The organism is Ralstonia sp. 25mfcol4.1 (genome assembly GCF_900104095.1).
Classification (GTDB): Bacteria; Pseudomonadota; Gammaproteobacteria; order Burkholderiales; family Burkholderiaceae; genus Cupriavidus.
The window spans coordinates 53,847-77,279 of record NZ_FNJO01000011.1 but is presented as its reverse complement, the minus strand read 5'-3'; the positions used below and the strand labels follow the sequence as shown (position 1 = coordinate 77,279).

General features: G+C 64.7%; 22 protein-coding genes and 1 tRNA gene. 13 read left to right on the top strand and 10 right to left on the bottom strand.

The genetic code is table 11. The features are described from left to right. The first annotated feature begins 45 nt into the window (after nucleotides 1-45). Nucleotides 46-1,437, top strand: a complete 1,392-nt coding sequence (ffh, locus tag BLQ58_RS19495; protein ID WP_092601307.1) for a signal recognition particle protein — start codon at nucleotides 46-48, stop codon at nucleotides 1,435-1,437. A gap of 49 nt (nucleotides 1,438-1,486) precedes the next feature. Next, nucleotides 1,487-2,029, top strand: a complete 543-nt coding sequence (locus tag BLQ58_RS19490; protein ID WP_092601305.1) for a hypoxanthine-guanine phosphoribosyltransferase — start codon at nucleotides 1,487-1,489, stop codon at nucleotides 2,027-2,029. Nucleotides 2,030-2,053: 24 nt separating this feature from the next. On the opposite strand, the gene BLQ58_RS19485 is transcribed toward BLQ58_RS19490, so the two are convergent. The 6 genes from BLQ58_RS19485 to BLQ58_RS19460 form a co-directional block, all read right to left on the bottom strand. Beyond that, on the bottom strand, nucleotides 2,054-2,692 hold the full coding sequence (locus BLQ58_RS19485) for a LysE family translocator (RefSeq protein ID WP_092601303.1): 639 nt from the start codon (nucleotides 2,690-2,692) through the stop codon (nucleotides 2,054-2,056). 111 nt (nucleotides 2,693-2,803) lie between these two features. Next, entirely contained in the window at nucleotides 2,804-3,466 is a 663-nt protein-coding gene (locus tag BLQ58_RS19480) for a LysE family translocator (RefSeq protein ID WP_092601302.1), read from the bottom strand. Nucleotides 3,467-3,578: 112 nt separating this feature from the next. Continuing rightward, nucleotides 3,579-4,427 carry a helix-turn-helix transcriptional regulator gene (locus BLQ58_RS19475; RefSeq protein WP_092601300.1) on the bottom strand — a complete coding sequence of 283 codons (849 nt, stop codon included), beginning with the start codon at nucleotides 4,425-4,427 and terminating at the stop codon, nucleotides 3,579-3,581. After that, entirely contained in the window at nucleotides 4,391-5,323 is a 933-nt protein-coding gene (locus BLQ58_RS19470; protein ID WP_092601298.1) for a 2OG-Fe(II) oxygenase, read from the bottom strand. Before BLQ58_RS19470 ends, BLQ58_RS19475 begins: the two co-directional genes overlap by 37 nt. Continuing rightward, complete coding sequence (locus BLQ58_RS19465; RefSeq protein ID WP_092601296.1) at nucleotides 5,320-6,081, bottom strand: transglycosylase SLT domain-containing protein; 762 nt, start codon at nucleotides 6,079-6,081, stop codon at nucleotides 5,320-5,322. Before BLQ58_RS19465 ends, BLQ58_RS19470 begins: the two co-directional genes overlap by 4 nt. 15 nt (nucleotides 6,082-6,096) lie before the next feature. Continuing rightward, a complete protein-coding gene (locus BLQ58_RS19460) occupies nucleotides 6,097-7,818 on the bottom strand; it encodes a proline--tRNA ligase (protein ID WP_092601294.1) in 1,722 nt (573 codons plus the stop codon). 196 nt (nucleotides 7,819-8,014) lie between these two features. Here BLQ58_RS19460 and BLQ58_RS19455 point away from each other — a divergent pair, with 196 nt between their 5' ends. Together BLQ58_RS19455 and BLQ58_RS19450 are read left to right on the top strand one after the other, a co-directional pair. After that, entirely contained in the window at nucleotides 8,015-8,722 is a 708-nt protein-coding gene (locus BLQ58_RS19455; protein WP_092601292.1) for an RNA pyrophosphohydrolase, read from the top strand. Continuing rightward, nucleotides 8,719-9,297 (top strand): CNP1-like family protein, encoded by a 579-nt coding sequence (locus BLQ58_RS19450; RefSeq protein ID WP_092601290.1) that lies wholly within the window; start codon nucleotides 8,719-8,721, stop codon nucleotides 9,295-9,297. The genes BLQ58_RS19455 and BLQ58_RS19450 overlap by 4 nt, the downstream gene beginning before the upstream one ends. A gap of 82 nt (nucleotides 9,298-9,379) precedes the next feature. On the opposite strand, the gene proB is transcribed toward BLQ58_RS19450, so the two are convergent. The 4 genes from proB to rplU all read right to left on the bottom strand — a co-directional run bounded on the left by proB (nucleotide 9,380) and on the right by rplU (nucleotide 12,471). After that, nucleotides 9,380-10,498 carry a glutamate 5-kinase gene (proB, locus tag BLQ58_RS19445; protein ID WP_092601288.1) on the bottom strand — a complete coding sequence of 373 codons (1,119 nt, stop codon included), beginning with the start codon at nucleotides 10,496-10,498 and terminating at the stop codon, nucleotides 9,380-9,382. Nucleotides 10,499-10,547: 49 nt separating this feature from the next. Then, the gene (gene obgE / locus BLQ58_RS19440; protein WP_092601286.1) at nucleotides 10,548-11,645 is read right to left on the bottom strand and encodes a GTPase ObgE; all 1,098 of its coding nucleotides are present in this window, start codon (nucleotides 11,643-11,645) and stop codon (nucleotides 10,548-10,550) included. A 202-nt stretch (nucleotides 11,646-11,847) separates the two neighbouring features. Next, a complete protein-coding gene (gene rpmA / locus BLQ58_RS19435; RefSeq protein ID WP_066732378.1) occupies nucleotides 11,848-12,108 on the bottom strand; it encodes a 50S ribosomal protein L27 in 261 nt (86 codons plus the stop codon). A 51-nt stretch (nucleotides 12,109-12,159) separates the two neighbouring features. Further along, nucleotides 12,160-12,471: a 50S ribosomal protein L21 gene (gene rplU / locus BLQ58_RS19430; RefSeq protein WP_008647259.1), complete on the bottom strand. Its 312-nt coding sequence runs from the start codon at nucleotides 12,469-12,471 to the stop codon at nucleotides 12,160-12,162. A 1,598-nt stretch (nucleotides 12,472-14,069) separates the two neighbouring features. Between rplU and ltrA the strand changes: the two genes are divergently transcribed. From ltrA to BLQ58_RS19385, 9 genes are all read left to right on the top strand, one after another. Continuing rightward, on the top strand, nucleotides 14,070-15,770 hold the full coding sequence (gene ltrA / locus BLQ58_RS19425; RefSeq protein ID WP_092601284.1) for a group II intron reverse transcriptase/maturase: 1,701 nt from the start codon (nucleotides 14,070-14,072) through the stop codon (nucleotides 15,768-15,770). A 164-nt stretch (nucleotides 15,771-15,934) separates the two neighbouring features. After that, a complete protein-coding gene (gene ispB / locus BLQ58_RS19420) occupies nucleotides 15,935-16,864 on the top strand; it encodes an octaprenyl diphosphate synthase (protein WP_092601282.1) in 930 nt (309 codons plus the stop codon). A gap of 106 nt (nucleotides 16,865-16,970) precedes the next feature. Next, nucleotides 16,971-17,047: transfer RNA gene (locus BLQ58_RS19415), tRNA-Pro, on the top strand. Nucleotides 17,048-17,396: 349 nt separating this feature from the next. Continuing rightward, nucleotides 17,397-19,118: a type IV-A pilus assembly ATPase PilB gene (pilB, locus tag BLQ58_RS19410; RefSeq protein WP_092601280.1), complete on the top strand. Its 1,722-nt coding sequence runs from the start codon at nucleotides 17,397-17,399 to the stop codon at nucleotides 19,116-19,118. A gap of 137 nt (nucleotides 19,119-19,255) precedes the next feature. Beyond that, a complete protein-coding gene (locus BLQ58_RS19405) occupies nucleotides 19,256-20,521 on the top strand; it encodes a type II secretion system F family protein (protein WP_092601278.1) in 1,266 nt (421 codons plus the stop codon). A gap of 15 nt (nucleotides 20,522-20,536) precedes the next feature. Beyond that, on the top strand, nucleotides 20,537-21,430 hold the full coding sequence (locus tag BLQ58_RS19400) for a prepilin peptidase (protein WP_092601276.1): 894 nt from the start codon (nucleotides 20,537-20,539) through the stop codon (nucleotides 21,428-21,430). A gap of 87 nt (nucleotides 21,431-21,517) precedes the next feature. Then, nucleotides 21,518-22,141: a dephospho-CoA kinase gene (gene coaE, locus BLQ58_RS19395; protein WP_092601273.1), complete on the top strand. Its 624-nt coding sequence runs from the start codon at nucleotides 21,518-21,520 to the stop codon at nucleotides 22,139-22,141. A gap of 258 nt (nucleotides 22,142-22,399) precedes the next feature. Beyond that, a complete protein-coding gene (zapD, locus tag BLQ58_RS19390) occupies nucleotides 22,400-23,158 on the top strand; it encodes a cell division protein ZapD (protein ID WP_092601271.1) in 759 nt (252 codons plus the stop codon). Between the two features lie 8 nt (nucleotides 23,159-23,166). After that, nucleotides 23,167-23,358: a DNA gyrase inhibitor YacG gene (locus BLQ58_RS19385; RefSeq protein WP_066732392.1), complete on the top strand. Its 192-nt coding sequence runs from the start codon at nucleotides 23,167-23,169 to the stop codon at nucleotides 23,356-23,358. The last annotated feature ends 75 nt before the right edge of the window (nucleotides 23,359-23,433 follow it).

The following is a 23,433-nucleotide window of genomic DNA, read 5'->3' as shown; positions in this document are numbered from 1 at the left end:
CGGCTGCGCCCCGCATTCAAGCCGATTTCCTCCCCCTTTTCTGCCATGCTGGATAACCTCACACAACGCCTGGCGCGGGTCGTCAAGACCATGCGCGGCGAGGCCCGACTGACCGAGGCCAACACCGCCGAGATGCTGCGCGAAGTGCGCCTTGCCATGCTCGAAGCCGACGTGGCGCTGCCGGTCGTGCGTGACTTCATCGCCCGCGTCAAGGAAAAGGCGCTTGGCGAGGACGTGGTCACCAGCCTGACCCCGGGACAGGCCCTGGTCGGCGTGGTGCAGCGCGAGCTGACCGCGATCATCGGCGGCGACGACGCCATCGCCGATCCGAAGATTACCGAGCTGAACCTGAACGTCCAGCCACCCGCCGTGATCCTGATGGCCGGTCTGCAGGGTGCGGGCAAGACCACTACGTCCGGCAAGCTGGCCAAGTGGCTCAAGGAAAACAGGAAGAAGAAGGTGCTGACGGTGTCGTGCGACGTGTATCGCCCCGCCGCTATCGCCCAGCTCAAGACCGTGTCCGAACAGGTGGGCGCGGACTTCTTCCCGTCGCAGCCCGACCAGAAGCCGGTGGACATTGCCCGCGCGGCACTGGACTGGGCCCGCAAGCACTATCACGACGTGCTGATCGTCGATACGGCCGGCCGGCTCGGTATCGACGAGGCGATGATGCAGGAGATCGCCGCGCTGCACGCCGAACTGAAGCCCGCCGAGACGCTGTTCGTGGTCGACGCCATGCTCGGCCAGGACGCCGTGAACACGGCCAAGGCGTTCAACGACGCCCTGCCGCTGACCGGCGTGGTGCTGACCAAGCTGGACGGCGACGCCCGGGGCGGTGCCGCGTTGTCCGTACGTCACATCACCGGGCGTCCGATCAAGTTCGTCGGCGTGGCCGAAAAGCTCGACGGCCTGGAACCCTTCTATCCTGACCGCATGGCCCAGCGCATTCTGGGCATGGGCGACATCCTCGCGCTGGTGGAGGAAGCCCAGCGCGGCGTGGACATGGAAGCGGCCGAGAAGCTGGCCAAGAAGATCAAGAAGACGGGCGGCTTCGACCTGGAAGACTTCAAGGCACAGATCGGCCAGATGAAGAAGATGGGCGGCCTGGGCAGCCTGGTCGACAAGCTGCCGGCCCAGTTCGCGCAGCAGGCGCAGGGCGCCAACATGGACCAGGCCGAAAAGCAGGTGCGCCGCATGGAAGGCATCATCAACAGCATGACCGCCGCCGAACGCGCCAAGCCGGAACTGATCAAGGCCAGCCGCAAGCGCCGCATCGCCGCGGGCGCCGGCGTGCCGGTGCAGGAAGTGAACCGCCTGCTGAACCAGTTCGACCAGATGCAGGGCATGATGAAGAAGCTCAAGGGCGGCGGCATGATGAAGATGATGCGCCAGATGGGCGCCATGAAGGGCGGCATGAAGGGCCTCTTCAACCGCTGATCCGCCCCTACCCCGAATCCCGCAAAAGACAAGTAACAGGACACCGATCATGATGACCGCCGATCAGGCCCGCGAACTCTGGGCCAGCTCCGAGGAAATCGTCAGCGCCCAGGAGGTGCAGGACTCGCTGGACCGCATGGCCAGCGAGATTACCGACAAGATGGGCAACGACTTCCCGCTGGTGCTGTCCGTGATGGGCGGCGCCGTGGTGTTCACCGGCATGCTGCTGCCCAAGCTGCAGTTCCCGCTGGAATTCGACTACATCCACCTGTCGCGCTACAACAACAAGACGGTGGGCGGCGAGATGCAATGGCGCGTGGCGCCGCGCGAATCGGTCAAGGACCGCGTGGTGCTGGTGCTCGACGACATCCTGGACGAAGGCGAGACCATGGCGGCGATCCGCCAGCGCATCATGGACATGGGCGCCAAGGAATTCCACGCCGCCGTGCTGTGCGAAAAGACGCTGACCAAGCTCAAGCCGATGCACCCCGACTTCTGCGGCTTCAAGGTGCCCGACCGCTACGTCTTCGGCTGCGGCATGGACGTCAAGGGCTACTGGCGCAACCTCGGCGCCATCCGCGCCCTGGTCTGAACCGGACGCGTCGTCGTCCTGGCGCTACGCCCCGTGGGGGTGGGCGCCCAGGATGGGCCAGAGCGACGCCAGCAGAAGCAGCGCCATCGTCACATTGAATGCACGCAGCACGCGCGGATTTGCCAGCCAGCGGCGCAGCGCCGCGCCAAACACCGCCCACGTCGTGATGCTGGGCAGGTTCACCACCCCGCACAGCACCGCCATCAGCACCGCGTTGGTCCACAGGTTGGGATGCAGCACATAGGCGCTGCACGCACCCACCGCCATCACCCAGGCCTTCGGATTCACCCACTGGAACGCCGCCGCGCGCAGGAATGTCATGGGCTGCGCCACCTCGCGGTCCTGCAGCCCGCCAGCCGTGGCCAGCTTCCATGCCAGCCAGACCAGATAGGCGGTAGCCGCCACGCGCAGCACGCTCCACGTCCACGGAATCGCCGTGAACACCGAGCCCAGGCCGAGCCCCACGATGACCATCATGACCACCATGCCGATGCAGATGCCCAGCAGGTGGGGCACGGTACGGCGCAGGCCGAAGTTCACACCCGATGCCAGCAGCATGGTGTTGTTCGGGCCTGGGGTGATCGACGACACCAGCACGAAGGCGCTGTAGGCCATCAACGCGCCGGTACCGGCGGCAAACTCGGGGGGCAGGCTCAGAGCCATGACGGCGCTCCAGAAAATCGAAACAGGCGCTCAGTCTAAGGACACTGCTCAGTACAGTACCGATACAGTTAAGGCGAAAGCTGCCGGTACGGCATCGGTCGCGCGGATGGACTACCGTCCGGCGGCGTGGACCGCGACCGCCACCGCCATGCCCCACAGCACGACCCCGGTGGCCCGCTCAACGGTGCGCACCGATCGGACAAAGCGCCCCATCACGGCCGGATGGCGCACCGCGGCCGCCACGGCGATGTCCCACAGCAGTACCGCCGCGAACATCCACACGCCATAGGCCGCCTGCGTCGCCAGCGGCGTAGACCGCCCCGCCAGCACCGCGAAGAGGCTGGCGTAGAACAGCCCGTTCTTGGGGTTGAGGACTGCCGACAGAAACCCTGTGCCGACCTGCGCCAGATAGGCGGGCCCGGGCATTCGACGGGACGCCCCGTGCGCATCGGCGGGTCCGGCCGGCAGCCGCACGGCGCCGCGCGAGCGCAGGAATTTCCATCCCATCCACGCCAGATAGGCGCAGCCGGCCCACTGCAGCGCGCCGAACAACCCGTGCATGCCGGCCGTGGCGGCCAGACCCGCGAGCGCCAGCGCTATATAGACGCCGTTGCCCAGCGCGATACCCACGCACACGCCGGTGGCGCTGCGCACGCCCTCGACCATCGACGCACGCACCACCAGAAAAAAGTCCGGTCCCGGACTCAGCAGCGCCAGCCCGTGCGCGCCGGCCACCATCGCAAACTGCTGCCACGATGCCTGATCGAATGCCATCCCCGCCTCCCAGCCTGTATGCCCTGCAAAGGCGGCAGTCTGGCGGTATCGGCGCGGCAAGGATTGAAGAAAATTGCGCGGGCGCGCGTAAGGGACGGCAAGCCGAAGCCAGCTAGCCGGCCCGCTGATACGCACGCGGCGTCAGTGCCACGCGTTGGCGGAACGCGCGATGGAAATGGCTCTGGTCGGCAAACCCGAGCTGCTGCGCCACGTCGGCCGGGGCGTCGCCCCGGCGCAGCAGCCGGCGGGCGTGCTGGATGCGGATGTCGATCTGGAACGCATGCGGCGTCATGCCGAACCGCGCCCGGAAATGGCGGATCAACTGATAACGGCTCATGCCGGCCACCCCGGCCAGTTCGGCCAGCGGCAGCACGTCGCCATGGCGGTCGTGCAGCAGCGCGGTGACGCGGTCGAGCCGGGCATCCGCCGGCGGGCCATCGTCGGGCGTGCCGTGCCGCAGCCGATCCTGCCCGAGCCCGCCTTGCATGTCGCCCACGAACGCCACCAGTGCCGCCTCCTTCTCCGCCACGTCGGCATCCGAAAACAGCGTGGCGTTCAGCGCGCAGACCAGTGCGTAGGGCGTGGCATCGGCGGTGACGTGCACCCGGCGCACCCGTCCCCGGCCCGCTTCGTCGAGCACCGCATCGGCCCATGCCGCATCGACGTGGATCATCTGGTAGCTCCAGCGGCCGTCGGGCACCGGGTTGCAGGCATGCACGCAGCCTGCGGGCACCCACACCACGGCGCCCGGGGCCAGCCGGGTGTCGTGGCGCGCGTTGCGCCGGTCGTGACTGAAGACACTGGCGCCGCCATCGACGGCGCCGACCGACAGCGTGGGATGCGTGTGCGGGAGATAGGCGGCCTGGCTATCGCAGGCGCGCCGGCTTTCGACCACCGGCAGCGCCGGGTCGAACCAGAAGCGGCTCAGCCCCGGCTGCGATATGGTTGCTCGCGCAGCCATTTGGTGGCGATCCACTTCTCGCCCGATTCCACGGGCAGGCCGGCATGCAGCGTGCGGTCGTCGAGCGTGCCGTCGGGCTGCTTGTAGCGGAAAAACACCGCGTTGCCCTTGACCGGCGCCACTTCCAGCCCAAGGCGCGGAAACGCCGTGGCGCCACCGGCCGGCGGGCTGTTCAGGTAAATCACCAGTGTGGCCACGCGCTGGCCGCCCACGCGCAACTGGCGCGCTTCGCCGGGGCGCTGCGGGTTGAAGAAATCGAAATGCGGCTGGTACTCGCCGCCGGGCTTGTAGTTGAGGATCTGCAGGCCCTCGCCGTGCTCGACCGGCAAGCCGGTGATGGCAGCAATGCGAGCCTCGATCTGCTGGATCAGCGCGTGCTCGCCCACCTGGAACATCGCGCCCATGCTGGTGCGGGCATCGATCAGGTTCTCATCGCCGGTGTCGGGATTTACCACGGGCGATCGCTGCAGGCGGTCGCGCGCCAGCGTGATCAGCGCATCGCACTCGTTGCCGTCGAGCAGATTCTGCAACAGCAGGATGCGCGGCGCCTCCAGCGCGAACAGGATCGGCACCTCGCGCCCTTCGTGGCGGAACGCGTTGCGGCCGGCGGCCGGCATGGCGTCTTCCCCCACCGTGGTTGCCGCCGTGGTCACGGCCCCCGCAGGCTGCACCGCCGCGCGCGTCACCACCGGCGCGGGCGCCGGCACCTGCCGGGCGGGCGGGCGGTGGCCCAGCGCGGCATTGACGGTATCGCGCGCAAACGTGGCGTCGTAGCCCGACCGCAGCATCGACAGCACCAGCGATTCGGCATCGAAGCCCTGTTCGATATGGCGCGCCAGCCATAGTTCGAGCTCGGGAGACGTGGCGCAATACCCTGCGCGGGACTCACGTGTCATGACGGATTGGCCAGCCGCTGGGGCGAGAACGGGTTGCGCGCGGGCGATTCGGGCGGCAGCGTGCGGCGTGCGGGCGCCGTGGCCGCCGGGACCGCGCCATCCGGGTCGCCGGCGATGGTGACGGTGGCCTCGGAATACTGCCAGCGTTTCCAGGCGCCCAGCACCGCGTTCGGATACTCGGGGCGGCCGCGGCTGCCGTTGTACCGGCCCAGCGCCAGGAACAGGTCGCCGTTCTCGCGATCCAGATAGTGGCGCAGGATCGTGCACCCATAACGCAGGTTGCTCTGCAGGTGGAACAGCTTGCGGGTGTCACCGTCGCCGATCGAGCGCACCCAGAACGGCATCACCTGCATCAGCCCGCGCGCATCGGCCGAACTGATGGCGTACTTGCGGAAGCCGCTTTCCACCTGCACCAGGCCCAGCACCAGCGACGGCTCCAGCCCTGCGCGCTTGGCCTCGTAATAGACCGTCTCGATCAGTTCGACGCGCGTCTGCGGGTCGGGCAGCTTCGATTCCAGTCTGCGCGACATCTCGCCCAGCCATTTCAGATAGCCGAGCTTCTCGCCGCCGGAGGCGAACGTCGGCCGCACCGGCCGGTTATCGGCGATTGCCGCGGCCAGCGCGCCCCGCACGGAATCGGCCAGCGCCTCTTCCTTCTGTGCGCCAGCCAGGGCTGCCGTGGACAATACGGCACAAAACACGCCGCCAGCCAAGGCGGCAGCCCAGCGGCGGGACATCGGCAGGCCAGCGGCGCGCATGACGTCGACCGTCGCTTAGCTGGCCAGCAGGTTGCGCACGTGCGCCACCACGTCGGTCACGGCTACCGGGGTAGCCTGTGCGTCGCGGCGGCCCTGGTATTCGACCTTGCCTTCCTTGAGGCCACGGTCGCCCACCACCACGCGGTGCGGCACGCCGATCAGCTCCCAGTCGGCAAACATCACGCCCGGGCGTTCGCCACGGTCGTCCAGGATCACGTCCACGCCGGCTGCCAGCAGTTCGGCATGGATGCGGTCGGCCTCGGCCTTCACGGCTTCGTTGCGGTCATAGCCGACCGGGCACACCACCAATGCGAACGGGGCGATCGAGGCCGGCCAGATGATGCCGCGCTCGTCGTAGTTCTGCTCGATGGCCGCGCCCAGGATCCGGGTGACGCCAATGCCATAGCAGCCCATCTGCATCGGCTGGGTCTTGCCGGTTTCGTCCAGGAACACGGCATTCATCGACTCCGAATAGCGGGTGCCCAGCATGAAAACGTGGCCCACCTCGATGCCGCGGCAGATTTCCAGCGTGCCCTTGCCGTCCGGCGAAGCGTCGCCGGCCACCACGTTGCGCAGGTCTGCCACCACCGGCTCGGGCAGGTCGCGCCCCCAGTTCACGCCAGTGTAGTGGTAGTCACGCTCGTTGGCGCCGCAGCAGAAATCGGCCATGTTCGCCACGGTGCGGTCAGCCACCACCTTGACGGGCTTCTTCGTGCCGATCGGGCCCAGGTAGCCCGGGGGCGAGCCGAACGTATCGACGATCTCGGTCTCGGTGGCAAATCGGAATTCGGCCAGGCCCGGCACCTTCGACGCCTTGACCTCGTTCAGCTCGTGGTCGCCACGGATCAGCAGCAGCCAGATCTGCGTGCCGGCGTCGCCATCGGTGGCCAGCACGATCGACTTCACGGTGCGGTCCAGCGGCATGCCCAGGAATTCGGCCACGTGCTCGCACTTGGCCTTGCCCGGCGTGGACGTCCTGGCCAGGGCCTCGGCCGGCGCGGCGCGCTGGGCCGACAGCGGCAGCGCCTCGGCGGCCTCCATGTTGGCGGCGTATTCCGACGTGGGGCAGTAGACGATGGCGTCTTCGCCGGTGTCGGCGATCACGTGGAATTCGTGCGAGCCGGAGCCGCCAATGGCGCCGTTATCGGCCGCCACGGCGCGGAATTCCAGGCCGAAACGCGTGAAAATGCGCTGGTAGGCGTCGTACATCCTCTGGTACGAGACCTTCAGGCCCTCGACGTCACGGTCGAACGAATAGGCGTCCTTCATCGTGAATTCGCGGCCGCGCATGATGCCGAAGCGCGGACGGCGCTCGTCGCGGAACTTGGTCTGGATCTGATAAAAGTTCACCGGCAGCTGCTTGTAGCTGCGGATTTCGCCCCGGGCGATGTCGGTGACGACCTCTTCCGACGTCGGCTGCAGGGCGAAGTCGCGCTCGTGGCGGTCTTTCAGGCGCAGCAGCTCGGGGCCCATCTTGTCCCAGCGGCCGGTTTCCTGCCACAGCTCGGCCGGCTGGACCACCGGCATCAGCAGTTCCACGGCGCCAGCGCGGTTCATTTCCTCGCGAACGATGTTCTCCACCTTGCGGATCACGCGCAGGCCCACCGGCATGTAGCTGTAGATGCCGGCGCCCAGCTTCTTGATCATGCCGGCCCGCATCATCAGTTTGTGCGACACGATTTCCGCGTCGGCGGGGGCTTCCTTGAGGGTGGAAATGAAGAAATGCGAGGCTTTCATCCGTTGGTTTCTCGTAAGGCTGGTCGTGGCGGGCCGGATCGGCCGCGCCGCCGGACGGCAGCATAGGACTTTCGGTTCACGGGGGGACGCGCCTGAAACTGCCCATCTGCTCGGGAAAACCAGCATTCCGGGGGTCGGGCCGACGCGCGCGCATCCCTTATAATCGACGTAATTCTAAAGGATTCGAGGTGCAGTCATGCTCGATCGTGAAGGCTTTCGCCCGAACGTCGGCATCATCCTCATCAACGCACGTAACGAGGTTTTCTGGGGCAAGCGAATCGGCGAACACTCCTGGCAGTTTCCGCAAGGTGGCATCAAGTACGGCGAGACGCCGGAACAGGCCATGTTCCGCGAGCTGCAAGAAGAAGTCGGGCTGCTTCCGGAGCACGTCAGGATCGTCGGTCGCACGCGCGACTGGCTGCGTTATGAGGTGCCGGACAAGTTCATTCGCCGCGAGATCCGCGGCCACTACAAGGGCCAGAAGCAGATCTGGTTTCTGCTGCGCATGGTGTGTCGCGATTGCGACATCCACCTGCGCGCGAGCGACCATCCCGAATTCGATGCCTGGCGCTGGAGCGAGTACTGGGTACCGCTCGACGCCGTGATCGAATTCAAGCGCGATGTCTACCAGCTGGCGCTGACCGAGCTGTCGCGGTTCCTGAACCGTGGACGCGTGCCGCTGAGCCCCTATGGGCATCACCATATGGGACACGGCCGGCACGGCGAGGGCGCGCGCCGGCAGCCGGACGCCGCACCGGCGGCGTTGCAGGCGGCCACGGCAGCCAGCGGCCAGGCCGCCCATGCCATCGATGAGACGGCTGCCATGGACGCGGCGGCGGCCGTCGCGCCCGAAACCACGCTTTCGCCGGACGAGCCGGCGACCAACAAACGGAGTCATGGATGACTAGTTTCAGCGGCCGGGGCCTTCGCTCCGGCCTGTTGCTGGCGGCAGCCTGCCTGGCGCTCGCCGGATGCAAGACCACCGGCAAGGGCATGCCCGAGGAAGAAGAGAAGGCATCCGACAGCGGATTCATCAACCCGTTCGAGGACCGGCCGTTCAAGGAAGTACAAACGGCGCTGCCGGCCCTGCCTCAGGACGCGGACCTGATCCCGTTCACGGTCAACGATTCGTCGGACTTCCGCTTCATGGTGGATCCGAAGTCGATCTCGGTCGGCCCGGACCGCGTGGTGCGCTATACGGTGGTCATTACCAGCGCCGGCGGCGGCCGCAACGTCAGCTATGAAGGCATGCGCTGCGATGCGTTCGAGCGCCGCATCTACGCCACGCTGCCCAAGGGCGCCACGGCCTGGGTGCCAAACCTGGGCGAGGACCGCGACCTGTGGATCCGCATGCAGACGCGCGCCCGCAACGCCTATGCGGCCACGCTGGCCACGGACTACTTCTGCGAAGGCCGCACCGTGGCCGGCAAGCCCGAACAGCTGATCCGCGACCTGAAGGCCTACGCGCCCAGCCGCTGACCGGCCCTTCCGGGCACAAAAAAGGCGAGTACCCGACGGGACTCGCCTTTTTTTACGGGCGCCGGCCTGCGCCGGACGCGTGTCAGACCAGTACGAGGTTGTCGCGATGGATCAGCTCGGGCTCGTTCAGATGACCCAGTACCGACTCGATTTCCGACGACGGCCTGCGGGCGATCAGCCTCGCCTCGGCGCTTGAATAGTTGGTGATGCCGCGCGCCACTTCGCGGCCGCTGCCGTCGACGCAGGCTACCACTTCGCCGCGCGCGAATTCGCCCTGCACCTCGGTCACGCCGATCGGCAGCAGCGATTTGCCGCCGCCCGTCAGCTTTTCCACGGCGCCGGCATCGATGACCACGCGGCCGCGCAGCTGCAGGTGGTCAGCCATCCATTGCTTGCGCGCCGTGAGCCGGCCCGTGGGCGCCAGCAGCTGCGTGCCGATGGCTTCGCCTGCGGCCAGGCGGCCCAGCACATCCTGCTCGCGGCCGGATGCAATCGTGGTGTGTGCGCCCGACTTGGCGGCCCGCTTGGCCGCCAGGATCTTGGTCAGCATGCCGCCGCGCCCAATGGACGTGCCCGCACCGCCCGCCATGGCTTCCAGTTCCGGTGTGCCGGCCAGCGCCTCGTGAACAAATTCGGCGTTCGGGTCCTTGCGCGGATCGGCCGTGTACAGGCCGCGCTGGTCGGTCAGGATCACCAGCGCATCGCCTTCGATCAGGTTCGTGACCAGCGCGCCCAGCGTGTCGTTGTCGCCGAACTTGATTTCGTCGGTGACCACGGTGTCGTTCTCATTGATGATCGGCACCACGCCCAGGCTCAGCAGCGTCAGCAGCGTGGAGCGCGCATTGAGATAGCGTTCGCGGTCCGCCAGGTCGGCGTGGGTCAGGAGCACCTGCGCCGTGCGGATGCCATAACGGCCAAACTGGCTCTCGTAGACTTGGGCCAGGCCCATCTGGCCCACGGCGGCGGCGGCCTGCAGCTCATGGATTTCCTTCGGCCGGCGGGTCCAGCCCAGCCGCTGCATGCCTTCGGCAATGGCCCCGGAACTCACCAGGACCACTTCCTTGCCCGTCCCGCGCAGCTTGGCGATCTGGGCTGCCCAGCGCGCAATGGCGTCGTGATCCAGCCCCTTGCCGTCGTTGGTGACCAGGCTCGAACCCACTTTGACGACAATACGCTTTGCCTGGGCGATGACCGATTGCATGACGAGTTCCCTGTCTCCAGCCGTGGTAGTTGTGTTGAGGTATTACAGCTTACGCCGGCTCGTCGCCCCGGTCGACGTTGTGCAGGCGGTCGTCCAGCCGGATGTCGGGCTCGGCCAGCGCGGCGGCCTCTTCGGCCTTGAGCGCGGCCAGATGGTCCTTGATCGCGTAGACCAGCTCGCGGCAGCCTTCGCCGGTCAGTGCCGAGATATGGAACACCGGACCCTTCCACTTGTAGCGCTTGATGAAGTCTTTCACCCGTGTGGCGCGCTCTTCGTCGGGCACCACGTCGAGCTTGTTCAGCACCAGCCAGCGCGGCTTGTTGTACAGCGTCTCGTCGTACTTCTTCAGTTCGTTGACGATGGCCCTGGCCTCGGCAACCGGGTCGACGTTCTCGTCGAACGGCGCGATATCGACGATATGCAGCAGCAGCCCGGTGCGCTGCAGGTGGCGCAGGAACTGGTGGCCCAGGCCGGCACCCTCGGCCGCGCCTTCGATCAGGCCGGGGATATCCGCCACCACGAACGACTGCTCATGGTCCACGCGGACCACGCCCAGGTTCGGATGCAGCGTCGTGAACGGGTAGTCCGCCACCTTCGGACGCGCGTTCGACACGTGCGAGATGAAGGTGGACTTGCCCGCGTTGGGCATGCCCAGCAGGCCCACGTCGGCCAGCACCTTCAACTCCAGCTTGAGCATGCGGCGCTCGCCCGGCTTGCCGTCGACCTGCTGGCGCGGGGCGCGGTTGGTACTCGACTTGAAGTGCAGGTTGCCCCAGCCGCCCATGCCGCCTTCGGCCAGGCAGACGCGCTGGCCATGCTCGGTCAGGTCGGCGATGACCTCGCCGGTATCCATGTCGGTAATCAGCGTCCCCACCGGCATGCGCAGCGTGACGTCTTCGCCGGCGGCGCCATAGCAGTCGGAGCCGCGGCCGTTCTCGCCGTTCCGGGCCACGTGCTTCTTGGCGTAGCGGAAGTCGATCAGCGTATTGATATTGCGGTCGGCCTGCGCGAACACGCTGCCGCCACGGCCGCCGTCGCCGCCATCAGGGCCACCGAAGGGCACAAATTTCTCGCGCCGGAACGAAGCACTTCCGTTGCCGCCATTGCCGGCGATCGCTTCGATACGGGCTTCGTCAATGAACTTCATGTTGGTTTTCCGATGAGGATCTGGCTTGCACCCGCGAAACGCCAGCAAACGGAGCGAAGCGGTTCTGGCCAGGGCGCGTGGCCGCAGATAATACAAATGTTACGGCAAGGCCGCGCAACGACGCCAGAAACGTTTTGCCGGCGCGTCGAAAATAAAAAAGCCCCGCATGCTTGCGGGGCCTTTCGTGCTGCAAAGGCTGTTATCAGGCCGCCGGAACGACGCTGACCTGCTGCTTCTTGGCAGCGCCCTTGACGGCAAACTGCACGTGGCCGTCGACCAGTGCAAACAGCGTGTGGTCCTTGCCGACACCCACGTTGTCGCCAGCGTGCACGCGCGTGCCGCGTTGACGAACGATGATGCCGCCGGCATTGATGGCCTGACCACCGTACACCTTCACGCCCAGACGCTTCGATTCCGAATCACGTCCGTTCCGCGTAGAGCCGCCGCCTTTTTTCTGTGCCATGTCTTAACTCCTGTTGGCCTATTGCGATGAAACCTGTGTCCGAGCCGTGGCTCAGGCAACGATGGCTTCGATGCGCAGTTCGGTGTAATTCTGACGATGGCCCTGACGCTTCTGGTAGTGCTTGCGACGGCGCATCTTGAAGATCTTCACCTTGTCGTGACGACCTTGGGCGATAACGGTAGCCTTGACGGAAGCCCCGCTCACCAGCGGCGTACCAAACTTGATTTGGTCGCCAGCGCCCACTGCGAGCACCTGGTCCAGCGTGATTTCTGCGCCAATGTCAGCCGGTATCTGTTCTACTTTCAGTTTTTCGCCAGCAGCAACCTTGTATTGCTTGCCGCCGGTTTTTACGACCGCGTACATTGTCGAACCTCTCGATGTTGATTGAAACGATGAATGCTGCCCCGGGAGGCCCGGAGCCGGCGCCGTTTCGTGCGCCGCAGACGGTGCGCGCATGAAACGCGACCGAAGGAACCGCAAATTATAATCCGGTTTACGGAAAAGCGCAAAGAAAACAACGGGATAGCCGGCCGAGCGCCGGTTGAGGCGGGCGGCGCACTTCCGCTGCGCGCAGAGATCAGGTCAGGTCGGCCAGCAGGAACCCGGCCAGGGCAGCGAACGCCACCCACCAGGCGGTGCGGCGGACATGCCGACGGGATGCATGAGGCTTGTCCATGGCGGCATTATAGATGCGCCAGCGCCGCCGCAGACGCCCTTGCGCCGCCCCGCCCGACATTCCCTTCCATCCCGCGCCGCACACAGCCATAGTCACATCGGCATCGCATATAATCCTCCGGTTTTGGTGCGACACGCACGCTCGTGTCCGGGTAGCTCCAACGTAAGGAGCATCGACCTTTCGTTGAGACAAGGGGAAAGCTTCGGCCTGAACCGTCCAATCTCAACCATTTCTTGCTTTGACAAGCCCAGCCGCAAGGCTGGAGCGAGTCCATGTGTTGCGGGAAGGCCAGCGTATCGGCTAACTCGCAGCTTGCTATTTGCTGGATGGATTTCCAGCCATTGCCCAAAGGCGGGGACGCTTGCCTTTGGGCAGGTGTCTTTGCAGTACGCGCTCTCCCCGGAGGGTGCGGGTGGACATGCAGCGGCAGTTTCGCTGCGTGTTCGCTACATAGCGTTTAAACCGACCCAGTAGGGTCGGCGCTACGTTCTTTGGGACGCAGGCCATGTGCTCACAAGAGCCCGCCTGTCGTCAAGCGCCTGCCAGCACGGAGGCACTGAAGTAATGAAGTGAGGTTTCCCGGAGCGTATAGCTCTGCGCGTTATAGTTCGGTCGAATACACCCGCGAGGGTGCCTCGATAGAGAACCTGCTATGCGACTAGCAGTAGCCTATGGAGACATGCGTCACTGGTTAACGGTGGGGTATGAAGCTCTCCTGACAACGCTGCCCCCGTCAGGGTGCGTCCATGCCGTGAGGCCGGGATGTAGAGGCTCCCAGCAGCAAAGGGGTCGAGGTGCGGGCTGGCTGGTATGGGTAACGTAGTGAACTGCTGATAAACGTCGTAAGGATTGCGGTGCCAAAGCTGCTGATAGGCACTAACCAAACGGTACGTGGTCGGATGCCCCGCTCAAAACTCGGGACACGTCGCTAGTATGACCACCGGCGGAGAGGCAGGCCCTAACCCAGTCGTGTAATGCGCAGGGAACGTGGTAAGCCCGTATGGCTGCCGGAGTGCAATTTGACTCAGGCAGGCGAACCGTAAGGAACGCTGTTGGCTGTGCGGGTATGGGAGGTTGGAGAAAGCGAACGCCAGGCTGTAATGGTCCGGATAGGGGTTGAAACATCATCCCACGCGAAAGCGGGCAGACTTCCAACTGGTCTTTCGTCGCAAGACGGCTGACTGAACTCGCTTGTTTAATTTTCTTCCCTTTGGGGGGTGACATGCCCCCCAAGGGGGCATGTTGTCTCTGCTGTTTGGGGAAGTCCCCAAGATAGGAGAGCAGCATGGAAGTATTGATCCGAGAGGATGAATCTGCGCCCTCCGGCATCCCGCAACGATGGGGCGACATCAATTGGCGCCGCGTCGATCGGAATGTTCGGGCAATGCAGATTCGAATTGCGAAGGCAACACAGGAAGGGGATTGGCGCCGGGTGAAAGCCCTGCAACGATCCCTGACCCGCTCGTTTTCCGCCAAAGCATCGGCGGTAAGGCGAGTGGCGATGAACCAAGGTGCGCGGACGGCAGGAGTCGACCGCGAAAAGTGGAAATCGCCTGAAGCCCGATGGGAAGCCATCGGGCGGTTGAAGCACCGGGGGTACCGCCCGCTGCCGTTAAGGCGGGTTTACATCCCCAAGGCCAACGGAAAGGAACGCCCTCTGGGCATCCCGACCATGTTGGACAGAGCCATGCAGGCGTTGTATCTGCTGGCGCTGGAACCAGTGTCCGAAGGGACGAGCGATCCGAACTCCTATGGGTTCCGGATCAATCGATCCACGGCGGATGCCATGTCCCAGCTATTCGTCAATTTGTCCAGAAAGGCTTCGGCCCAATGGATCCTAGAAGCGGATATCAAAGGGTGTTTCGACCATATCAGTCACGACTGGCTGGAGCGCAATGTCCCTATGGACAAAGCAATCCTGCGGAAGTGGCTGAAAGCTGGCGTGGTATTTCAGGGCCAGTTTCAGGCGACCGACGCTGGAACACCACAGGGGGGCATCATTTCCCCGACCTTGGCTAACGTGGCACTGAATGGGTTGGAACAACAACTGGTCGAGTCCCTACGGGCAAAGCTGGGAGTAACCAACACGAAGAAGCTGAAAGTGAATGTCGTACGGTATGCAGATGACTTCGTGATCACCGGCAACACGCCGGAAGTCCTAGAAAACGAAGTGAAGCCGTGGGTGGAACAGTTCCTAGCAACAAGGGGGCTTTCGCTATCCACGGAGAAAACGCGAATCGTCAACATCGCCGAAGGCTTTGACTTCCTTGGGTGGAATTTCCGGAAGTACTCGGGAACACTGCTCATCAAACCGAGCAAGAAGAACGCACAAACGTTTTATCGCAAGGTCAAGGAGGTCATCAGTGCTCACAGCGGGCGAAAGCAGGCGGACCTAGTCCAAACGCTGAACCCGATGCTCAGGGGCTGGGCGCAGTATCACAGCCCAGTGGTTGCGAAGGCGACGTTCACCCGAATGGAGCACCTGATATTTAGGGCGCTGTGGAGGTGGGCAAAACGGCGACATCGAAGAAAGAAAGTTGAATGGGTGCGAAAGAAATACTTCGCATCAATCGATGATCGGAATTGGGTGTTCGGTTCCACGGAAGTGAACAAGGCTGGCGAACGCTACTGGAAAGGACTGTATTCGATCCCGAGTACGCCTATCCGGAGGCACAAGAAGGTGCGGGGGGACTACAACCCTTTCGACCCAGCGCAGGAAATGTATGGCGAAACGCTGCGACAGGAACGCATGGCAGAAAGCATGGCGTACCGGAAGCAGTGGGCAAAGCTGTTCATGTCCCAGCGAGGCTTGTGCGCGGTGTGTCACAGCGCGATAAGCAAAGAGACCGGGTGGCATGACCACCACATCGAACCCAGAGTAGCAGGCGGGTCCGACGCTCTAAGCAATCGTGTACTGGTACATCCCGACTGCCATGTCCAGGTTCATCACTATGGCAGAGCCGCAGTGAAGCCGGTGTTTGAGTAACTCATACATTTTGTAGAGGCTTGAGCCGTATGCGGGGAAAACTCGCACGTACGGTTCTTAGGGGGGAGGGATCCAGCAATGGGTTCCTCCTACCCTCCCGAAACGGTGATCTCATCTTGTCCCAGTCTTCCGCCACTGCCTTGCTTGCCCCGGTCGCTGCCGACATGCGCGCCGTTGACGCCGTGATCCGCCGACGCCTGTCGTCGGAAGTCCCGCTGGTCGAACAGATTGGCGAATACATCATCAGCGCGGGCGGCAAGCGCCTGCGCCCGGTCATCCTGCTGCTGTCTGCGCGCGCGTTCGGCTACGAGGGCCATCGCCATCATGAACTGGCCGCGGTGGTGGAGTTCATCCACACCGCCACGCTGCTGCATGACGACGTGGTGGACGAATCAGAACTGCGCCGGGGCCGCCAGACCGCCAACGCGGTGTTCGGCAATGCCGCCAGCGTGCTGGTCGGCGATTTCCTCTACTCGCGCGCCTTCCAGATGATGGTCGACGCCGGCAGCATGCGCATCATGGAGATTCTCTCCAATGCCACCAATGTGATCGCCGAGGGCGAGGTGCTGCAGCTGCTGAACATGCACGACCCCGATGTCACCGTGGAACGCTACCTGCAGGTGATCCGGTACAAGACGGCCAAGCTGTTCGAGGCTTCGGCGCAACTGGGCGCCGTACTGGCCGGCGCGGACGCCGCCATGGAAGAAGCGGCCGCCGAGTACGGCCGGCGCATCGGCACGGCGTTCCAGCTGATCGACGACATGCTCGACTACACGGCCAGCGCCGAACAGATGGGCAAGAATGCCGGCGACGACCTGCGCGAAGGCAAGCCCACGCTGCCGCTGCTGCACCTGCTGGAGCATGGCACGACCGAGCAGCGCGAACTGGCGCGCGACGCCATCGTGCAAGGCGGCACCGAGCACTTCGACGCCGTCTTCTCGGCCATCCACGCCAGCGGCGCGCTCGAGGTAACGTTCGCGGCCGCGCGCCATGAGGCCGAAGCCGCCGAGCGGGCCGCCATGCAATTCCCGGACTCGCCGCTCAAGAACACGCTGATCGAGCTGTGCGCGTTTTCGCTGCAACGCCAGAGCTGACGGCGGGCGACACTTTTTCTTGAGATGGTGCTTGCCAACTTCGGGAAACGCCGCTAGAATTTTGTTCTTTGCTGCTGACGACACACTGTCAGCCGGCAACAGAAATCGGGGTGTAGCTTAGCCTGGTAGAGCGCTACGTTCGGGACGTAGAGGCCGGAGGTTCGAATCCTCTCACCCCGACCAGATTTCGATGCAAGGCGATGCAGAGCATTGCCGGACATCACAGGTATCAGCAGAAAGCCGCACAGCAATGTGCGGCTTTTTTGTTTTTGTCTCCCGCCCCGCCCCTCCTTTTCCCTTCTTACCGCCGGACCGGCCCACCCCTCTTTCCGCCCCCCGCGCAAGTAGGGTTGCAGCCGTGTCGCGCAAACGCCAACGCGCACGCGGGCCAGCTTTACAAAAAGTGACCCCGGCGGCAAACTGCCCCGATCCTGGGACCCGCGCCTGTGCCGTCCCGACGCTGTCAACCGCGCCGTCCGCCGTTTTCCGCCCAGCCTTCGGCAGCCTGCGCACCTTGCATCGACTTTCGACCATGACACTAGGTCTTGCGCTTGCCCAGAGCCGGCGGATCGCTCCGGCGCTGCTCGCCCAGCTGGAGCAATCGGCACGGGAAAAGAAAACGCAGCTGATCGACGAGATCATCGGCAGCGGCACGATGTCCGCCCATGACGTGGCGATCTTTGCTGCCGACAAATACCGGTTGCCGCTGCTGGACCTGTCGCAATACAACCTCGACCGCGTGCCGTCGGTGCTGGCAGGCAACCGCGAATTCCACGCCCATCGCCTGCTGCCGCTGGGCCGGCGCGAAAACCGGCTGATCGTGGCGACGTCCGATCCCGCCAACCAGGCCGGCGTGGAGGCCATTCGGCAGAAGATGAACCTGCCGGTCGAAACGGTCGTGGTCGAGCACGACAAGCTCATGAAGCATGTGCTTGCCGCCGGCGAAACACTCGGCACGCTGAAGAACGTCTCGCCGGTGACGCCGACCGCGCAGAAGATGATCGAGTACGACCCGTCGGCCGCGGCCGCCGCGCGCAAGGGGCCAGGCAACGAAATCGACGACGCCCCGGTGGTGCGCTTCCTGCAGAAGCTGCTGAACGAAGCCTTCAATCGTGGCGCTTCGGACCTGCATTTCGAGCCGTTCGAGTTCTTCTATCGCATTCGCTTCCGCGTGGACGGCGTGCTGCAGGAAGTCGCGCGCCCGCCGCTGGACATCCGCGACAAGATCGCCACCCGCATCAAGGTGCTGTCACGGCTGGACATTTCCGAAAAGCGTGTGCCGCAGGACGGCCGGATGAAGCTGCTGATCTCCGTGCCCAAGGACAAGGACAGCAAGGAAACCATCGAGAAGGCGATCGACTTCCGGGTGTCGACGCTGCCGACGCTGTTCGGCGAGAAGATCGTGATGCGGATTCTCGATTCGTCCACCGACAAGCTCGACATCGACCAGCTTGGCTACGAGCCGCAGCAGAAGGAACTGCTGCTCGAGGTCATCAAGCGCCCGTACGGGATGGTGCTGGTCACGGGCCCGACCGGCAGCGGCAAGACCGTGTCGCTCTACACGTTCCTGAACATGCTGAACCAGGGCGACATCAACATTTCCACGGCCGAGGACCCGGCGGAAATCCAGCTGCCCGGCGTCAATCAGGTGAACGTCAACGACAAGGCCGGCCTGACCTTCGCGGCCGCGCTCAAGTCGTTCCTGCGCCAGGATCCGGACATCATCATGGTCGGCGAAATCCGCGACCTGGAAACCGCGGACATCTCGATCAAGGCCGCACAGACCGGCCACCTGGTGCTGTCGACGCTGCACACGAACGATGCGCCCACCACGCTGACGCGCCTGATGAACATGGGGGTGGCGCCGTTCAACATCGCGTCGTCGGTGCTGATGATCACCGCGCAGCGCCTGGCGCGCCGCCTGTGCTCGTGCAAGCGCGCCGGCGACCTGGCGCCGCAGGTGCTGCTCGATGCCGGCTTCACGCAAGCCGACGTCGACGGCAGCTGGAAGCCGTACCACCCGGTGGGCTGCGAACGCTGCAACGGCAGCGGCTACAAGGGCCGCTGCGGCATCTACCAGGTCATGCCCATTACCGAGGCCATCCAGCAGATCATCCTGTCACACGGTACGGCTTTGCAGATCGCCGAACAGGCCCGTAAAGAGGGCGTGCTATCGTTGCGCGAAGCCGGGCTGCAGAAGGTAAAACAGGGCATCACGTCGCTGGAAGAAGTGCTGGCGACCACGAACAGCTAGCAACGGACAAGGCGGTACTGACCGGGCGCGCGGCCGGGGCCAGTACGAAAGGCAGAGCCGGCCGCGCATACGGGCATCCGCATCGGGTTGCGGACGTCCAAAAACAATAGCAATAGCAATATTTCGGGGGTCAAATCATGGCGACGCGCGCACCAGCGGCGGGCGCCCGGACGGCAGCGCCGTCACGGGCCAGAACAGGGCGGAAGGCGCCCACGCAATACATCTTCGAGTGGGAGGCCAAGGACCGCAAGGGCAAGTCCTTCAAGGGCGAGCAACGGGCCGAGAGCCAGGCGGAGGTCACCGCCACCCTGCGCAAGCAGGGCCTGACCGTCGTCAAGATGAAGAAGCGCAAGGCGGCGCGCGGCAAGAAGATCACCGAGAAGGACATCGCGTACTTCACGCGCCAGCTGTCGACCATGCTGAAGGCCGGCATTCCGCTGCTGCAATCGATCGACATCATCGCGCGCGGCCATGCCAATCCGAACTTCACCCAGCTGCTGAACGACATCCGCTTCGATATCGAGTCCGGCAGCAGCATGGCACAGGCCTTCCGGCGCCAGCCGAAGTACTTCGACACGCTGTACTGCAACCTGATCGATGCCGGTGAACAGGGCGGTATTCTCGACGCGCTGCTTGAGCGCCTGTCGCTGTACATGGAAAAGAGCATCGCGCTGAAGAGCCAGATCAAGTCGGCGATGATCTACCCGATCGCCGTGCTGTCGGTGGCCTTTGCCGTGACCGTGGTGCTGATGCTGTTCGTGATCCCGGCCTTCAAGGGCGTGTTCTCCAGCTTCGGCGCGGCGCTGCCGGCGCCCACTCAGGTAGTGATCGGCATGTCCGATTTCTTCGTCGAATACTGGTACCTGATCGTCGGCGGGCCGATCCTGTCGATCATCGGTTACTTCCGCGCCCGCAAGAAATCGGAAAAAGTCCAGCGGTGGCACGACAAGATGCTGCTGAAGATGCCGATCTTCGGCAGCCTGTTCCGCAAGGCCGTGGTCGCACGCTGGACCCGCACGCTGGCCACGATGTTCGCGGCCGGTACGCCACTGGTGGAGTCGATGGAATCCGTGGGCGGTGCGGCAGGTAACTGGCTGTATTACGATGCCACGCGTGAAATCGAGCAGGCCGTGCGCATCGGTACCAGCCTGACCAACGCCATGCAGGCCACGCACCTGTTCGACAACATGGTGCTGCAGATGACGCAGATCGGCGAGGAATCGGGTGCGCTGGACAACATGCTGCTGAAGGTGGCGGAATTCTACGAGCGTGAAGTGGACGACGCCGTGGCTGCCATTTCGAGCCTGATCGAGCCGCTGATCATCGTGATCCTGGGTGTGCTCATCGGTGGCATGGTGGTTGCCATGTACCTGCCGATCTTCAAGCTTGGCCAGGTGGTTTAACAACAGGTATCTCGCATGCAAGCAGTTTTTGGACCGGCCGGGGCCGCCACGCTGGATGCCCTGGCGCTGGTGCCGGCGCCTTTCCTGATCGTCGTGGCCGGTCTGCTGGGCCTGCTCGTGGGCAGTTTCCTCAATGTCGTGATCCATCGCCTGCCGAAGATGATGGATCACGAAGAGGCCAACTACATTGCCGAACTTCGCGGCGAGCCCCTGCCGCATCCCGGGCGTTACAACCTCATGGTGCCGCGCTCGGCCTGTCCGCACTGCGGGCACCAGATCGCCGCCTGGGAAAACGTGCCGATCGTCAGCTATCTGTTCCTGCGGGGCAAGTGCTCGTCGTGCAAGGCGCCGATCAGCATCCGTTACCCGCTTGTGGAAGCGGCGAGCGGGGCGCTGACCGCACTGGCGATGTGGCATTTCGGTCCGACCGCCCAGGCCCTGGCCGCCATCGTGATGATCTGGGCCCTGGTGGCGCTGTTCCTGATCGATGCCGATACCCAGCTGCTGCCTGACCAGATCACGCTGCCGCTGCTCTGGCTGGGGCTGCTGCTGAACCTGCAAGGATGGTTTGCGCCACTGGCCGATGCCGTGATCGGTGCCGCCGCCGGCTATCTGGTGCTGTGGACCGTCAACGTGCTGTTCACGCTGGTGCGCGGCCAGGCCGGCATGGGCCATGGCGACTTCAAGCTCATGGGCGCCCTGGGCGCATGGTTTGGCTGGCAGGCACTGCCCGCGCTGATTCTGATGTCGTCGATTGTCGGCGCGATCATCGGCGGCCTGATGCTGGTGGTCCAGCGCAAGGGCCGCGACACGGCGTTTCCGTACGGCCCGTACATTGCCGGGGCCGGCCTGATCGTGCTGTTCCTGGGCCCCGACGTGCTGCCGCTGGGCCTGATCGCTGGCCACTAGTATCGCCAGACCCGCCGGCATCGCAATCCGGAAGTCCAAAACTGGTATCGTTGGCACCATTCGCCAATGACTCCCCTGCCTGCCCCCATGCTGGAAATCGGCCTTACGGGCGGTATCGGCTCCGGCAAGACCCGCGTCGCGGACATGTTTGCCGGGCGCGGTGCCGCGTTGATCGATACCGATCTGCTTGCCCACGAGATCACCGCGCCCGGCGGCGCGGCCATCGCACCGCTGGTCGAAGCCTTCGGGCCCCGCTGCCTGCGGTCCGATGGCGCGATGGACCGCGATGCCATGCGCGCGCTGGTGTTTTCCGACCCTTCCGCCAAGGCCCGGCTCGAAGCCATCACCCACCCCCTGATCCGCCAGCTCACCGAAGCGCGCGCGGCCGCCATCCGCTCTGCCGGCCGGCATCCGTATCTGATCTACGTGGTGCCGCTGCTGGTGGAATCGGGCACATGGCGGGCGCGCGTCGGGCGTGTGCTGGTGGTCGATTGCCAGGAAGAGACGCAGGTGGCGCGGGTCATGGGCCGGAACGGGTTCACGCGGGACCAGGTGCTGGCGATCATGCACAGGCAGGCCACCCGGGCGGCACGCCTGGCCGTGGCCGACGACGTGATCGATAACGATGGCCCGCCCGACGCACTCGCGCCGCAAGTGGCGCGGCTCGATGCGCTGTATCGCAGCCTGTCGGCGAGCCCGGCCGGCGCATAAGACGACCCAAGGATCACCCGGTCGGGTTTCGCACGGCGCCTGGACTGTCCGGTCCGCGCCCCCGGGGAACTTTCGATTTGTGGTTGGGCTCCGACTCGCATAGAATGCGCTGAAACATGCCGGGGAAAAAGCACCGAGTGACGGCTCCCGGCCTCTGCGCCACGGCTGGGCCACCAACGTGCGCGGAGAAACCGGCGGCAGCACCGCCGGGCGCCCTCGCCTACGAACCGCCATTCGGCGCGCAGCACGGATACCGACTTGATCCTGTACGAATATCCTTTCAACGAACGCATCAGGACGCTCCTGCGCCTGGAAGACCTGTTCGATCGGCTGGATTATTTCCTCGGGCAGGAACATCCGCTGCAGCACCACGTTGCCATCACCACGATCTTCGAGATCATCGACGTGGCCGGCCGTGCCGATCTCAAGACCGACCTGATCAAGGAACTGGAGCGTCAGCGCCAGGCCCTGGCGCCGCTGCGCGCCAATCCCCAGATCGACCAGGACGCGCTGGTCAGCGTCATCACCGAAGTCGAACAAGGCATTGCGGCACTGAGCCAGACCGTTGGCAAGGCCGGCCAGCTGCTGACCGACAACGAGTGGCTCACCAGCATCCGCAGCCGGGCGATCATCCCGGGCGGCACCTGCGAATTCGACCTGCCGGCGTACTATGCCTGGCAGCACCGTCCCGCCGAAGACCGCCAGGCCGATATCCTCAAGTGGGCGCGGCCACTGACCTCGCTGCGCATGGGCGCGACCATCGTGCTGCGCCTGCTGCGTGAATCGGGCCAGAGCGGCAAGGTCATCGCCACGGGCGGCAGCTATCAGCAGATGCTGTCCGGCCGCAGCTACCAGCTGATGCAGGTGTACCTCGACGAATCGCTGCTGGCCTTCATCCCCGAGATGAGCGCCAACAAGTACATGCTCTGGGTGCGCTTTACCCAGCAGGACGGCGACATGCGGCCGCGCTCGGTAGACGCGGACATCCCCTTCCTGCTCAAACTCTGTAATTTCTGAAGTTCGCGATGCCAGCCGTCGTCAAGTGTCCCACCTGCGGCAAGGATGTCGCCTGGGTGCCGGAAAACAAGTTCCGCCCGTTCTGCTCCGATCGCTGCAAGCAGATCGATCTGGGTGCCTGGGCCTCCGAGAAGTACGTCATCGGCGGCAAGCCGGACGAAACACCGTCGCCAGACCTTCCGGCGGACGAGGAAGACTGACGACGCGTCGCATGGCTTCCCTCGCCCGCATGGCGGAGAGGGGCAGAGAAAGGCCGCAGCGGTTCAGGTGGCGGC

What these genes read in the sequence shown, in the direction of transcription:
- ffh (WP_092601307.1), top strand. Translation starts at nt 46, where the DNA reads ATGCTGGATAACCTCACACAACGCCTGGCGCGGGTCGTCAAGACCATG.
- BLQ58_RS19490 (WP_092601305.1), top strand. Translation starts at nt 1,487, where the DNA reads ATGATGACCGCCGATCAGGCCCGCGAACTCTGGGCCAGCTCCGAGGAA.
- BLQ58_RS19485 (WP_092601303.1), bottom strand. Translation starts at nt 2,692, where the DNA reads ATGGCTCTGAGCCTGCCCCCCGAGTTTGCCGCCGGTACCGGCGCGTTG.
- BLQ58_RS19480 (WP_092601302.1), bottom strand. Translation starts at nt 3,466, where the DNA reads ATGGCATTCGATCAGGCATCGTGGCAGCAGTTTGCGATGGTGGCCGGC.
- BLQ58_RS19475 (WP_092601300.1), bottom strand. Translation starts at nt 4,427, where the DNA reads ATGGCTGCGCGAGCAACCATATCGCAGCCGGGGCTGAGCCGCTTCTGG.
- BLQ58_RS19470 (WP_092601298.1), bottom strand. Translation starts at nt 5,323, where the DNA reads ATGACACGTGAGTCCCGCGCAGGGTATTGCGCCACGTCTCCCGAGCTC.
- BLQ58_RS19465 (WP_092601296.1), bottom strand. Translation starts at nt 6,081, where the DNA reads ATGCGCGCCGCTGGCCTGCCGATGTCCCGCCGCTGGGCTGCCGCCTTG.
- BLQ58_RS19460 (WP_092601294.1), bottom strand. Translation starts at nt 7,818, where the DNA reads ATGAAAGCCTCGCATTTCTTCATTTCCACCCTCAAGGAAGCCCCCGCC.
- BLQ58_RS19455 (WP_092601292.1), top strand. Translation starts at nt 8,015, where the DNA reads ATGCTCGATCGTGAAGGCTTTCGCCCGAACGTCGGCATCATCCTCATC.
- BLQ58_RS19450 (WP_092601290.1), top strand. Translation starts at nt 8,719, where the DNA reads ATGACTAGTTTCAGCGGCCGGGGCCTTCGCTCCGGCCTGTTGCTGGCG.
- proB (WP_092601288.1), bottom strand. Translation starts at nt 10,498, where the DNA reads ATGCAATCGGTCATCGCCCAGGCAAAGCGTATTGTCGTCAAAGTGGGT.
- obgE (WP_092601286.1), bottom strand. Translation starts at nt 11,645, where the DNA reads ATGAAGTTCATTGACGAAGCCCGTATCGAAGCGATCGCCGGCAATGGC.
- rpmA (WP_066732378.1), bottom strand. Translation starts at nt 12,108, where the DNA reads ATGGCACAGAAAAAAGGCGGCGGCTCTACGCGGAACGGACGTGATTCG.
- rplU (WP_008647259.1), bottom strand. Translation starts at nt 12,471, where the DNA reads ATGTACGCGGTCGTAAAAACCGGCGGCAAGCAATACAAGGTTGCTGCT.
- ltrA (WP_092601284.1), top strand. Translation starts at nt 14,070, where the DNA reads ATGGAAGTATTGATCCGAGAGGATGAATCTGCGCCCTCCGGCATCCCG.
- ispB (WP_092601282.1), top strand. Translation starts at nt 15,935, where the DNA reads ATGCGCGCCGTTGACGCCGTGATCCGCCGACGCCTGTCGTCGGAAGTC.
- pilB (WP_092601280.1), top strand. Translation starts at nt 17,397, where the DNA reads ATGACACTAGGTCTTGCGCTTGCCCAGAGCCGGCGGATCGCTCCGGCG.
- BLQ58_RS19405 (WP_092601278.1), top strand. Translation starts at nt 19,256, where the DNA reads ATGGCGACGCGCGCACCAGCGGCGGGCGCCCGGACGGCAGCGCCGTCA.
- BLQ58_RS19400 (WP_092601276.1), top strand. Translation starts at nt 20,537, where the DNA reads ATGCAAGCAGTTTTTGGACCGGCCGGGGCCGCCACGCTGGATGCCCTG.
- coaE (WP_092601273.1), top strand. Translation starts at nt 21,518, where the DNA reads ATGCTGGAAATCGGCCTTACGGGCGGTATCGGCTCCGGCAAGACCCGC.
- BLQ58_RS19385 (WP_066732392.1), top strand. Translation starts at nt 23,167, where the DNA reads ATGCCAGCCGTCGTCAAGTGTCCCACCTGCGGCAAGGATGTCGCCTGG.